The organism is Pseudomonas sp. CHM02 (genome assembly GCF_000612585.1).
Lineage (GTDB): Bacteria > Pseudomonadota > Gammaproteobacteria > Pseudomonadales > Pseudomonadaceae > Aquipseudomonas.
This window is the reverse complement of record NZ_JFCA01000033.1, coordinates 42889-55895: the sequence shown is the minus strand read 5'-3', so window position 1 is coordinate 55895 and position 13007 is coordinate 42889. Positions and strand designations below refer to the sequence as shown.

The window sequence follows — 13007 nt, the reverse complement described above, 5'->3', positions numbered from 1 at the left end:
GATCACGGAGTTTGTGGCGCCGATTGGGCACCGCGAATCACTTCAATGCCACGGCGCACGCGGGCCTCACCCCCGGTCGCGGCGACTCGTTTTGGCGGGCCGGTCAGGGCCAGTTGGGTAAATTGGTAGAGGTCGCGGTTGGCACTTTCCAGTTTGTCCGGCGCGTCGCTTTCACCGGCCCAGTAGCGGCTGAGCAGTTGCTCCTCGGCGCTGCGTACGGCCAGGCGCAAGACACCGGCTTGCGCCGCGAGCATCAGGCGACTCAGCAGAGGCTCGGGCACGGCCAGCACCACAGTGCGTGCGGCGGCTCGACGTTGAGCTGCCTGGGCGCGCTCTTCGACCGTGGCCGGCGGTGGGACGGCCGGCTGGCCGTCGTTGGCCAGACCCAACTGGTCGCCGACGCTGAGCAGGCGCATGGCGGGAAGGACGATCTGGGCCGACTGCTCGGCGTTGCTGACATCCTGGCGCAAGAACAACAGCACATCCACGTAATCGCCGGGGCTCAATTGGCCGCCGGCGCCGACCACCTCGTCCACGGCCACGGCCAGTGCGCGTTCGCCAGGGCGAATCATGCGTGCGAGCGGACCTCCGGCGGAAAAGCTTTCTTCGGTGAGCCAGGTGCCGGCGCCGAGGGTGCGCAGCGGCATGCGACCGATGGCCTGGTCGAGCCGGGTCAGGCTGCCGGCGGGCGCGGTGCGCAGTTTTTCCACCGTCAGGTCGGCCGCGGTCAACGGAATAAAGGCAGGCACGTCGTGTATCAATACCACCACGGGTTGGCGAGTCTGGTCTTCGACGGCAGCGACGGTGTTTTCAACGGAAACGACAGGTGCAGCGGGAGCTGCGACAGGCTCCGGTGCGCGGCTCAAGACAAGCCCCCAGTACCCGGCGATCAAGGCCCCGATCAGCAACAAGCCGGCCAGGACCATGCTGATGCGACTGTTCATGACGGCTCTCCCTTTCCCGTTGCACTACATGTCCGCTTAATCCAAACGGGTTAATCCGCAACCTGGCTGTGATGAACATCTAACGATTTGGCTATTTGAAGGTAGCTTAGCTAGGACAAAATGCCATTACCCAGGGAAAAATTTCTGTGAACTATAAACGTCACCGTTTAAACGGCGGGTTTATGGCGCCATCTTTACGACTAATACTTTGTGATTAATCCGTTATTACAGTTGTGAGGCTGAGGTTTGTTGACAATGCTCTAGTGGCACGCCGCGATCATCTGGTACTAGAGCCCTTCCGGCTTCCAGTGGCGTTTTAGGGAGAAGTGTTATGTTCCTTGACCTTGTGTTGAAACTTTATGTCCAAACGCAATTATTCTTCAGCCGCAAAGAGGGAGCTTCAGGTATTGAATACGCAATTGTCGTGGCGTTGGTCGCGCTCGTTATTGTGGGAGCCGGCACGGGGCTTGGAACTAAGATAAAAACGATTTTCACTAACATGTCCGCTGGCATGCCGACGGGAACCTGATTTTAGTTGTGATGGCCGTCTTGATTATCCCTTCTTGCAGGTAATGCCATGAGCGCGTTTTCTTCACGCCAGCAAATTCTATTGGTGGACGACGAAGAGGACGCGTTGATCGAGCTCGCCGAGTCCCTCGGTAACGAGGGCTTTGTCTGTTTTACCGCCAATTCCGTCACCTTCGCCCTGCAAGAATTGACACTCCATCCTGATATCGCCCTGGTCATCACCGACCTGCGCATGCCCGAGGAAAGTGGTATCTCCTTGATCAAGCGCCTGCGCGAACACACCTCACGTGCTCACCTGCCGGTCATTGTGATGTCGGGTCATGCCGAAATGGATGATGTGAGCGACATGCTGCGCCTGCAGGTGCTGGACCTGTTTCGCAAGCCGATCTACCTGGTGCGGTTGATCGATACGTTGAACAATCTGTTTCCTCTTCCCAAAGCGAAACTGTAGGCGCCGGGGGCGCCTGCAGAGGTTAGAGCTGGTAGCTGAAACTCAACGAATAGCGCGGCCGCCGATCGAAGCTGTCCAGTGCCACGTCCGACATCGGCTTGGCGACTTCCAGCGCGATGTTGTAGTACTTGGCGTCGCCAAAGCGCAGCCCCACTGCCGCCGATGACATGTCATTGCCCTTGACCGGCAGGTCGTTGAACCAGGTCTTGGCGCGGTCGAACACCACGTAGGGTTGCAGGATCCTCACCCAATCGCCGGCGCGGTTGTAGCTGTAGTTGATCTCGTAGGCCACGCCCCAACCTTTGTCGCCCGTGCCCTGGTCATCGGGGTAGCCACGGCCGAAGCTTTGCCCGCCGAAGGTGGCGCGCTCGCTGTCGGGCAGGTCGTCGTTGCTCCAGTAAAGCGCGCCGGATACCACGCCCTGCCAGTTATCGAACAGCTTGTTGCTCTGTACGCCGGACAGGCGCAGACGGAAGAAGTCGAGGTCGGGCTTGAGGCCGCCGAAGTCCGTGTGGGTCTTGGCGCCCATACCGTTGATACCTTGGTACAAACCGCCGCTGATGATGCGCAGTTGGGTGGTGTCCGCTTTACGCCAGTCACCCTCGAAGGCCAGGGCGCGCAGGTTGGTTTCCAGTTCAAAGCGCTGGGGGAAACCCTCCAGTTTGTAGCGGTTGGTCTGGTCCACGGCGTAGAGGCGACTGCCGAGGCTCAGCGACTCGCTGGGCGAAGCGATAAAGGGATGGCTGATGCCAATGGAGTAACGGTCGATTTGCTGGTGCGGCTTGAGTTCAAGACCGTCGCCCAACTGCAGGCTGGTGCTGGGATCGGCGCGGTAGCGTTCGCCCGAGAGTATGAGCTGGGTGCCTTCGGCGTTGACGAATTGGCTGTAGGACGCGCGGTAGTAATGCTCTTTGTCCTCGCCCGGCGGGAACAGGCCGCTGATGCTCAGTTGTTCGCCCATGGACGTCCACGAGTTGCTGGTACCGGTCAGCAGCGCCTGGGTGCCGCCACGGCTGGCTTCGTTGAGGCTCATGCTGGTGGTGAAGGGCTTGCGGCTGGCGGTGATCTGCATATGGGTGCCGCCATCGGTGGTGCCCGGCGGTGGCACCTGGGCCTGCAAGGTCACGCCTGGGATGGCACTCATCAGGGTGGTGTAGCGCTCGAAGGTCTTGCGTGTGAGCGGACGTTCGGCCTTGAGTTTTTCCGCCAGTTTGTCGACGTAGGACGAGACCGAACCAATATCCCCCTGCAGTTGGTAATCGCGGATATAACCTTCGACCAGCACCACGTGTACCAGGCCGCCTTCGAAGCCTTGTTCCGGCAGGAAAGCATAGGACAGCAGGTAGCCGTCTTCCTGGTAGCGCCGGGTGATGCCGCGGGTGGCTTCGATCAATTGCGCCAGGTTGGTTTCGTGACCAATCAGCGGCTCGAATACCTGGGCGACGTCCTTGAGCGGGTAGACCGTGCCGCCGTCGATCTGCAGTTTGCGAATGGTCACTTTAGTGTCCATCAGCAACGGCTGCCCGGCGGTGGGTGCCGGCGTCGGCACCTGGGTTGGTGTGGCGGCCGGTCGATAGGCGTCGGCGGGCAGGTTGGGCACCGGCAGGTTGCGGATCGTGTCGTTACTGTTGAGGAAGCTGGGTAGGGTATCGGCGTGGGCATAAGCACTGAGGGTGAGTAGTAACAACGGCGTCAAAGCGCGCATAGGACACTCCATGGTCAAAACTGCAGCAGCGTTCGCAGATTCCCGCCGGGCTCTGGGGGCGCGGTTCGGGTGCTTTCAGGGATCGATCATTGACCCATAAAAAAGACGAGAGACTTAGTGGGGTCTCTCGTCTCAACCAAGCGTAGGCGCTGTAGGTGAGGCCGTCTAATCGGCCAGGTGCAATTTATTTTTTGCCGCCCAGGCCACCCAGCAGGCCGCCCAGAAGACCACCATTTGCGCTGCCGCCTGCACCCCCAGAGGCTCCGGCGCCTGCGCCGACACCCAGGTTCAGGCCACCGCCGAGCAAGCCGCCGCCGGTGTTGGTGCCGCCGGTGACCAGGCCGCCGATCGAGGCCACGGTGCCGCCGACTGCGGTCACGGTGCCGCCCAGGGCGTTGGTGATCGGGTTGGCGTTGGTGCCACTGATCTGGCCGCCGAGGTTGCTGACGGCGCCGCCGACATTCGTCACCAGGCCATTGACTGGAGCACCCAGGCCGGTGGCGCCACCGATGGTTTGAGTCAGGCTTTGCACGCCGCTGGTGACAGGGTTCAGTGCGCCGCCGATTTGGCTGGTCAGCCCGGCGACGGGTGCGGCTGCTGCGGTGTTCGGTACACCACTGCCACCGAGGAGGGTGCCCAGGGAGGCGACAGTGCCGCCTGCGTTGACGCCAGTCACGCCGGTTGCACTCACTACGCCATTGCTGCTGCCTGCATCCACACCGCTGCCGGCACCGGCGATCACGCCACCGATGAGTTCGGCGAGGCCCAGATTGCCAGCGCTGCCGCCGCCGCTACCGCCACTGCCGCCACCACTGTTATCGGTATTCGGGTCGACATAACCGCTGGCCTTGCCGACTACCTTGCCTACGCCATTGAGCACGTCGCCCACGGCGCCGGTTACAGGGTTGCCGCTACCGCCCGCGTCGCCGACTTTATCGCCCAGGCCGTCGACGGTATCGCCGACTTTTTTCAGCAGGCCGCCCACGGGGGAACCGAGGCCGGTCGCATCGCCGACTTTACCGGTGGTGTTTTCCACCAGGGACACCACCGGCACGAGGACTTTTGTGCCAACGGTATTAGTGACCGAACCTAGCGGGCCAGTAGTGCTGGCGGTGCTCAGGGTGTCGCCCAGCATGGTCACGGCATTGCCGACTTTGTCGACTACACCACCAACCACCGGCGCCGCGCCGCCGACCACGGGCACTTTCCCCAGCAGAGTGGCGACGTTGCCGCCGGTGACGCTTACGCCATCGCCCAGGTCGGCAACACCGTTGCCCACGCCAGCGACGGTCGTGCCCAGCGCATTGCCGTCGGTGCCCAGCTTGCCCAGGCCATCCGACAGGCCGGTGCCGATGCTGCCGACCGCGTTGCCGGTAGCGGTCACCAGGCCGCCAGCGGTTGCGCCAACGATTGGCAGGCTGCCAAGGGTGGTGCCCAGGCTACCGACGGTGCCGCCGAGGCCGGTTACGGTATCGCCGAGGGTGTCGACCACGGTCGCGGTCACCAAGGGGGTTGTGGTTCCGCCGGGGGTGCCTGGGTCGGTACCGCCACCGCCGCCACCGCCACCCGTGCCGCCACCGCCCGCGCCAGCGCTCGAGGAAGATCCACCGCTGTGATGCCCGCCACCACCGCTGCTGCAGCCGCCGAGTGTCAGTGCCACTGCCAGGGCCAGCGCGGTACTTGCTTTCCAAAACACTACTTGTTGAGTTTTCATGATTGAGTTCCTTGCACCTGTACAACCTTGGTTGTTTTCAAACGCTCACTATTTCTTGGGTTAGCGATACGTTTGTCCGTGTGGCTATAACAGCCCCGGCGGTGCTTTCTCTCAATGCTCTACTTGGTATTAACGATTTATATACGGCCGCGGTGAATCGGCTAAGCGACTAATACCAAGGATGTAGGGAAGGGATGTATCAAGATGTATATATTATACAAATCAATAGGTTGAATAAAAAATCGGACGCTGAAAAGTCCGCTATAACTTAGGGTGTATATATACAATTAATCAGTATGTTTCAGGCGAGCGGCTGCCACTTGCCTACCATATGTTCAATATCGCCTGCGCCTTTGAGCCACAACTCACCGCTGGAACCGGCGGCGCTGGCCAATAACGTCACTTCACTGGGCAGGCGCACGGGTTTCCTGAACTCGACGCTTATCTCGATATTGGCGCTGGGCAGGTGTTCGCCAAGGGCGGCGAGGGTGTGCGCCTTGTTCCACAGCCCGTGGGCGATGGCCTGGGGGAAGCCGAACAGCTTGGCGGTCAGGGCGCTGAGGTGGATCGGGTTGTAGTCGCCGGAGACCCGCGCATAACGCCTGCCTATATCGGCGGGCGCCTTCCAACGGGACAGTTCGCTGACCAGGGTGGGGGAAGGTTGCACGTCATCTTTTGCCTCACCTTCCAGTTTCACACCCCGGCACAGCATGCGGCTCTCGGCTTCCCACAGCAGGCCGAGGGAATCTTCCACGGTGGTCAACAGATCGAAGGTCGCACCTTTGGGATGGGGCTCGAGGTTCTGCGCGTGCACGCCGATGGACAGCTCGCTGACACCCCCCATCGGACGATGGATGCGGATGCGGTTACTAAGGTGAATCAGCCCCAGCAGCGGAAAGGGAAAACGTTTATCGGTGAGCAACTGCATCTGCAGGCCGAACGCCAGGATATGCGGATAAGTCGCCGGCAGGATCGGGCTGTCGGCAAAACCGCAGACCTTGCGATACGCCGCCACCTGCCTGGGGTTGATACTTACCCGGCAGCGCAACCCTTGTTCGGGCAGGGTGCTGCCGGTGATCTTGCGCTTGAGCGCCGCACGCCAATACAGCGGCGGCAGGAACGGCGTATTGCCTAAGGTTTTCCATTGCATGCTTACGCTCCCAAGAGACTTTGCCCACATACCCGCAGCGCTTGCCCACTGACCGCACCGGAACCCGGTTGGCCCAACCACGCCACCGCTTCGGCGACGTCCTGTGGCAGGCCGCCCTGGCCCAACGAACTCATGCGCCGCCCGGCTTCACGCAAGGCGAACGGAATATGCGCGGTCATCTGGGTTTCGATAAAACCGGGTGCTACCGCGTTGATACTGATGCCACGCGCCTTGAGCAGCGGGGCCCAGGCCTGCGCCAGGCCAATCAACCCTGCCTTGCTTGCGGCATAGTTGGTTTGCCCACGATTGCCGGCAATGCCGCTGATCGACGCCAGCAGTACCACGCGGGCGTTGTCGTGCAGGGTGCCGCTGTCGAGCAGCGCCTTGGTCAGTACCTGCGGCGCATTGAGGTTGACCGCCAGCACCGCGTCCCAGTATTCCGGGGTCATGTTCGCCAGGGTTTTGTCGCGGGTAATACCGGCGTTGTGCACCAGGATGTCGAGGCCATCGGGCAGGTGCTCGATCAATTGGCGGGCCGCGTCTTCAGCACAGATATCCAGCGCGACAGTGCGTGCCCCCAGGCGCGCGGCCAGGGCTTCGAGGTCGGCCCTGGCTTGGGGCACGTCGAGCAGGATCACCTCGGCGCCGTCGCGGGCCAGGGTTTCAGCGATGGAGGCACCAATGCCTCGGGCGGCACCGGTGACCAGCGCCTTGCGTCCGGCCAGTGGGCGCGTCCAGTCTTCGACCGGCGTGGCGCAGGGTTCCAGACGAATCACCTGCCCGGAGATATACGCGCTTTTCGGTGAAAGGAAGAAGCGCAGCGCGCCCTCCAGTTGCTCTTCGGCCCCGTCGCTGACGTAGAGCAATTGCAACACGCCGCCGTTGCGCAGCTCTTTGGCCAGCGAGCGGCTGAAACCCTCCAGGGCGCGCTGGGCGCTGGCGGCGAAAGGATCGCTGAGGCTTTCCGGTGCACGCCCGAGGATCACCAGGTGCGCGCTGTTATCGAGGTTTTTCAGCAGCGGCTGGAAGAATTCGCGCAGCTGTTTGAGTTGGTCGGTGTGCTGCAAGTCGCTGGCGTCGAACACGACGGCCTTGAGCTTGGGACCGTGGCCGGGAATCCACGTCGAGGTCTCGGTGCCGTAGGTGTAGATGGCGTCGGTGAGCCGATTGGCAAACGCCTGCACGCGAGCTGCCAGCGCACCACCACCGAGTAGCAACGCACCTTCCACCGGGCGCAGGCGCCCGGCCTGCCAGCGTTCCAGGCGTACCGGTGACGGCAGGCCAATGGCGGCGACCAGGCGATGGCCGAGGCTTGAGTTGGCGAAGTCGATATAACGGTCAGACATGGAACGCTCTCCGAAGGCTGGGGTTCAAAGGGTTGACCACCCCGGGGTGGCAGTCGTTCGATTGAGCCTAGGCTAGGCTTGGTGATTCCACCCACAACCATCAGGGAGCTTTCCATGACTCAATTGCGCCGTGTAGCGATCATTGGCGGTAACCGCATTCCTTTCGCCCGCTCCAATGGCCCCTACGCCACGGCAAGCAACCAGGCGATGCTGACCGCCGCGCTGGAAGGCCTGATCGAACGCTACAACCTGCACGGCCTGCGCATGGGCGAAGTGGCGGCCGGTGCGGTGCTCAAGCATTCGCGCGACTTCAACCTCACCCGTGAATGCGTGCTGGGTTCGCGCCTGTCGCCGCAAACCCCGGCCTATGACATCCAACAGGCGTGCGGTACCGGCCTGGAAGCCGCGTTGCTGGTGGCCAACAAGATCGCCCTGGGGCAGATCGAATGCGGGATTGCCGGAGGGGTGGACACCACCTCCGACGCCCCTATCGGGGTGAATGAAGGCCTGCGCAAGATCCTGCTGCAAGCCAACCGCAGCAAGTCCATGGCGGATAAATTAAAACTCCTGTTACAACTTCGTCCTCACCACCTCAAGCCGGAGTTACCGCGCAACGGCGAGCCACGTACGGGGTTGTCCATGGGCCAGCACTGCGAATTGATGGCGCAGACCTGGCAGATTCCTCGCGCCGAGCAGGACCAGTTGGCCCTGGAAAGCCACCAGAAAATGGCGGCTGCCTACGCCGAAGGCTGGCACAACGATTTGCTCACGCCGTTCCTGGGTCTGACCCGCGATAACAACCTGCGTCCCGACCTGACCCTGGAAAAACTCGCCGCGCTCAAGCCCGCCTTCGAGCGCAGCGAAAAGGGCACGCTCACCGCCGGCAACTCCACGCCGCTCACGGATGGCGCGTCCCTGGTACTGCTCGGCAGTGAGGCCTGGGCCCAGGAACGTGGCTTGCCGATCCTCGCGTATTTGCGCGATGGTGAAGCGGCGGCGGTGGACTTCGTCAACGGCGCCGAAGGCCTGCTGATGGCGCCGGCGTACGCGGTACCGCGCTTGCTGGCGAGGAATGGTCTGACGCTGCAGGACTTCGATTACTACGAGATCCACGAAGCGTTCGCTGCCCAGGTTTTGTGCACGCTCAAGGCCTGGGAGGATGCGGACTACTGCAAGACGCGCCTCGGGCTGGATGCACCGTTGGGGTCGATCGACCGCAGCCGGCTCAATGTGAAGGGCAGCTCCCTGGCGGCCGGGCACCCGTTCGCTGCCACCGGCGGGCGTATCGTCGCCAATCTGGCCAAATTGCTGGATGCGGCGGGCAAGGGCCGTGGCCTGATTTCGATCTGCGCTGCCGGTGGCCAAGGTGTTACGGCGATCATTGAACGTTGATTGCGCCGCAAATTGGCATATTGGATGCATTCTTGAGTGGTCAGAGGTCGGTAGCCTCTCCCACCGGCGAGCCGATTGCCGTATAACGAGTGCCATACGCGTATTTGGTAATAAAGGACCCACAATAAAAGCTGATGAAGACTCCTAAACGCATTGAACCCCTGATCGAAGACGGTCTGGTCGACGAAGTGCTGCGCCCACTCATGAGTGGTAAAGAAGCAGCTGTTTATGTGGTGCGCTGCGGCAACGAATTGCGTTGCGCCAAGGTTTACAAGGAGGCGAACAAACGAAGTTTTCGTCAAGCGTCCGAATACCAGGAAGGCCGTAAGGTCCGTAACAGCCGGCAGGCCCGGGCCATGGCCAAGGGCTCCAAGTTCGGCAAGAAAGAAACCGAAGATGCCTGGCAGAACGCCGAAGTGGCGGCGTTGTTCCGCCTGGCCGGTGCGGGCGTTCGCGTGCCCCAGCCGTTCGACTTCCTTGAGGGCGTGCTGCTGATGGAACTGGTGGCCGACGAGTACGGCGATGCGGCACCCCGTCTGAACGACGTGGTGCTGGAGCCGGACCAGGCGCGTGAATACCACGCCTTCCTGATTTCCCAGATCGTGCTGATGCTGTGTACCGGCCTGGTGCACGGTGACTTGTCCGAGTTCAACGTGCTGCTCACGCCAACGGGCCCGGTGATCATCGACCTGCCCCAGGCGGTCGATGCGGCGGGCAATAACCACGCGTTCAGCATGCTGGAACGGGATGTGGGCAACATGGCTTCCTACTTCGGGCGCTTTGCCCCGGAGTTGAAGAAGACCAAGTACGCCAAGGAAATGTGGGCCCTGTACGAAGCCGGCACCTTGCACCCGGCCAGCGTATTGACCGGCGAGTTCGACGAGCCGGAAGAGCTGGCGGATGTCGGCGGTGTGATCCGCGAGATCGAAGCCGCACGGCTGGATGAAGAGCGCCGCCAGGCGATTCGGGCGGCGGATGATGCGCCACCGAGCAAGGTACCGGACGAGCCACCGCCGCCGCCGTGGATGCAATAACGATTCAGTATGAGCTGGCTTTTGTGGTGAGCGGGCTTGCCCCGCGCGGGCAAGCCCGCTCACCACAATAAATTCAGGCTCGATCGGATATCGCGTTTTCGCCTTCAGGCGCAACAGCTACCGGACGCCAACTCCTTGAGAATCGGACAATCCGGCCGATGATCGCCCTGGCAGTGCTCCACCAGGTCCTGCAAGGTATCGCGCAGTTGTCCCAGCTCCAGAATCTTCTGGTTCAGCTCATCGATATGCTGGCGTGCCAATGCCTTCACATCGGCGCTGGCCCGTTGCCGGTCCTGCCAAAGGGTCAGCAGCTTGCCGACCTCTTCCAATGAAAACCCCAGGTCCCGCGAGCGTTTGATGAACGCCAGCGTGTGCAAGTCGTCACTGCCATACACGCGATAGCCACTGTCAGTGCGGTGGGCGGCCTTGAGCAGGCCGATGGATTCGTAGTAGCGAATCATCTTGGCGCTGAGCCCGCTCTGGCGTGCGGCTTGGCCGATGTTCATGGGCGTTGATCCTCCAGGTTCTCAGGCTTCCACGCCTTCAACAGTAAGGCATTGCTCACCACGCTGACACTGGACAATGCCATCGCCGCGCCCGCCAGCACCGGGTTGAGCAGGCCGAACGCCGCCAGCGGAATGCCGATCAAGTTATACACAAACGCCCAGAACAGGTTCTGGCGGATTTTTGCGTAGGTCTTGCGGCTGATCTCCAGGGCCGCCGGCACCAGGCGCGGGTCGCCGCGCATCAGGGTGATGCCGGCTGCGTGCATGGCCACGTCGGTGCCACCGCCCATGGCGATGCCGATATCGGCGGCGGCCAGGGCCGGGGCGTCGTTGATGCCGTCGCCGACCATCGCCACCACACCGGCTTTTTTCAGCTCGGCGACGGTGGCGGCCTTGTCGGCGGGTAGCACTTCGGCGTGCACATCGTCGATGCCCAGGGCTTGCGCGACCACTCGGGCGCTGCCTCGATTATCGCCGGTGAGCAAATGGCTGCTGATGTGCTGGGCCTTGAGTTGCTCCACCGCCTCCAGCGCACCGGGCTTGAGGGTGTCGCCAAAGGCGAACAGCCCCAGCACCCGCGGTTGCGCCCCTTGTTCGATCAGCCAGGACAATGTGCGGCCCTCGGCCTCCCAGGCGGTGGCCGAGTCGCCGAGGTCGCCGGCGCTCAAGCCGCTTTCTTCCAGCAAGCGACGGTTGCCCAATGCCAATGGCCGGCCATCCAGCGTGCCGGCGATACCGCGCCCGGTCAGCGATTGGCTGGCCGTCACATCGGCCACGGTCAACCCTTGTTCGTGACAGGCTTCCAGCACGGCCTTGGCCAACGGGTGCTCGCTGCCGCGTTGCAGTGCACCGGCTTGCTGCAGCAGTAAGGCTTCGTCGCCATCCACTGCCGCCAGGTGGGCAATTTTCGGCGCGCCGGAGGTGAGGGTACCGGTCTTGTCGAAGACCACGGCGCTCACGGCATGGGCACGCTCCAGGGCTTCGGCGTCCTTGATCAGGATGCCATGGCGCGCGGCGACGCCCGTACCCGCCATGATCGCGGTCGGCGTGGCCAGGCCCAAAGCGCAGGGGCAGGCGATCACCAGCACGGCGACGGCATTGATGATCGCGGTCTCCAGGGACGCGCCATACAGCCACCAGCCCACCAGCGTGACAAGCGCCAGCACCAGCACGGCCGGGACGAAAACCTGGCTGACTTTGTCCACCAGTTTCTGGATAGGCGCCTTGGCGGCCTGGGCGTCTTCCACCAGGCGGATGATCCGCGCCAGCACGCTTTCGGCGCCGAGCGCCAGGGTGCGTACCAGCAGACGGCCTTCGCCGTTGATGGCGCCGCCGGTGACTTTATCGCTAGGCTGTTTCGGCACCGGCAGGCTTTCGCCGCTGATCAAGGCTTCGTCGGCATGGCTTTGGCCGTCCACCACCTCACCGTCCACCGGGAAGCGTTCGCCGGGTTTCACTAGCACCAGGTCATTGAGCCTGAGGGCGCTGATGGCGATGTCTTCTTCACGACCGTCAAGTACTCGAATCGCCCGTTCTGGGCGCAGCGCTTCCAGGGCGCGGATGGCGCTGGCGGTCTGGCGCTTGGCGCGGCTCTCCAGGTATTTGCCCAGCAGCACCAGCGCGATCACCACCGCCGAGGCTTCGAAATACAGGTGCGGCGCCATGCCTGGGTGAGCCGTCAGCCATTCATAGAGGCTCAGGCCATAACCGGCACTCGTGCCGATGGCCACCAGCAGGTCCATATTGCCTGCGCCTGCACGCACGGCTTTCCAGGCGGCGATATAGAAGCGTGCGCCGAAGATGAACTGCACGGGGGTGGCCAGCGCGAATTGGGCCCAGGCGGGCAGCATCCAATGCAGGCCGAAGGGTTCCACCAGCATCGGCAGCACCAACGGCAATGCCAGTAGAATCGCCAGCAGCAGCGCCCATCGCTCACGGTGCAGGCGTTGGGCCTGGTTGGCGTCGGTAGCGGTTTCGCTTTGGGGCAGGGTGGCGGTATAGCCAGCTTTATCGACCGCGGCGATCAGCACGCCGGGGTCCATCTGGCCCAGCACTTCAACGTGGGCGCGCTCGTTGGCCAGATTGACGCTGACGCTTTGCACCCCCGGCACCTTGCCCAGTGCGCGCTCGACCCGGCCGGCACAGCTGGCGCAGGTCATGCCGCTGATGGGCAGGTCAAAGGTGGTGGATCCATTCATGGGGCAGTCCTCCAGGAGAAGTTGCCCGTAGGATCAACC

Annotated in this window: 11 protein-coding genes; 4 read left to right on the top strand and 7 right to left on the bottom strand. The window is 62.7% G+C overall.

The features are described 5' to 3' along the window. Window positions 1–2: 2 nt before the first annotated feature. Window positions 3–944, bottom strand: a complete 942-nt coding sequence (gene cpaB, locus BM70_RS0119870) for a Flp pilus assembly protein CpaB (RefSeq protein WP_025857605.1) — start codon at window positions 942–944, stop codon at window positions 3–5. A gap of 331 nt (window positions 945–1275) precedes the next feature. On the opposite strand from cpaB, the gene BM70_RS0119865 reads away from it, so the two are divergent. Together BM70_RS0119865 and BM70_RS0119860 are read left to right on the top strand one after the other, a co-directional pair. Continuing rightward, window positions 1276–1473 carry a Flp family type IVb pilin gene (locus tag BM70_RS0119865; protein WP_025857604.1) on the top strand — a complete coding sequence of 66 codons (198 nt, stop codon included), beginning with the start codon at window positions 1276–1278 and terminating at the stop codon, window positions 1471–1473. A 48-nt stretch (window positions 1474–1521) separates the two neighbouring features. Next, window positions 1522–1923 (top strand): response regulator, encoded by a 402-nt coding sequence (locus BM70_RS0119860; protein ID WP_025857603.1) that lies wholly within the window; start codon window positions 1522–1524, stop codon window positions 1921–1923. 22 nt (window positions 1924–1945) lie between these two features. Here BM70_RS0119860 and BM70_RS0119855 read toward each other — a convergent pair whose 3' ends face one another. The 4 genes from BM70_RS0119855 to BM70_RS0119840 form a co-directional block, all read right to left on the bottom strand. Continuing rightward, a complete protein-coding gene (locus BM70_RS0119855; RefSeq protein ID WP_025857602.1) occupies window positions 1946–3628 on the bottom strand; it encodes a ShlB/FhaC/HecB family hemolysin secretion/activation protein in 1683 nt (560 codons plus the stop codon). Between the two features lie 184 nt (window positions 3629–3812). After that, window positions 3813–5342 (bottom strand): collagen-like triple helix repeat-containing protein, encoded by a 1530-nt coding sequence (locus tag BM70_RS0119850; RefSeq protein WP_025857601.1) that lies wholly within the window; start codon window positions 5340–5342, stop codon window positions 3813–3815. Between the two features lie 301 nt (window positions 5343–5643). Then, window positions 5644–6492 carry a MaoC/PaaZ C-terminal domain-containing protein gene (locus BM70_RS0119845; RefSeq protein ID WP_025857600.1) on the bottom strand — a complete coding sequence of 283 codons (849 nt, stop codon included), beginning with the start codon at window positions 6490–6492 and terminating at the stop codon, window positions 5644–5646. 2 nt (window positions 6493–6494) lie between these two features. Continuing rightward, window positions 6495–7838: a 3-oxoacyl-ACP reductase gene (locus tag BM70_RS0119840; protein WP_025857599.1), complete on the bottom strand. Its 1344-nt coding sequence runs from the start codon at window positions 7836–7838 to the stop codon at window positions 6495–6497. 114 nt (window positions 7839–7952) lie between these two features. Here BM70_RS0119840 and BM70_RS0119835 point away from each other — a divergent pair, with 114 nt between their 5' ends. Continuing rightward, window positions 7953–9230: an acetyl-CoA C-acetyltransferase gene (locus BM70_RS0119835; RefSeq protein ID WP_025857598.1), complete on the top strand. Its 1278-nt coding sequence runs from the start codon at window positions 7953–7955 to the stop codon at window positions 9228–9230. 134 nt (window positions 9231–9364) lie between these two features. Continuing rightward, on the top strand, window positions 9365–10264 hold the full coding sequence (locus BM70_RS0119830; RefSeq protein ID WP_014716761.1) for a PA4780 family RIO1-like protein kinase: 900 nt from the start codon (window positions 9365–9367) through the stop codon (window positions 10262–10264). Window positions 10265–10368: 104 nt separating this feature from the next. On the opposite strand, the gene cueR is transcribed toward BM70_RS0119830, so the two are convergent. Both cueR and BM70_RS0119820 read right to left on the bottom strand, forming a co-directional pair. Then, a complete protein-coding gene (cueR, locus tag BM70_RS0119825; protein WP_025857597.1) occupies window positions 10369–10770 on the bottom strand; it encodes a Cu(I)-responsive transcriptional regulator in 402 nt (133 codons plus the stop codon). Beyond that, window positions 10767–12968, bottom strand: a complete 2202-nt coding sequence (locus BM70_RS0119820) for a cation-translocating P-type ATPase (RefSeq protein WP_025857596.1) — start codon at window positions 12966–12968, stop codon at window positions 10767–10769. Before BM70_RS0119820 ends, cueR begins: the two co-directional genes overlap by 4 nt. Window positions 12969–13007 lie beyond the last annotated feature (39 nt).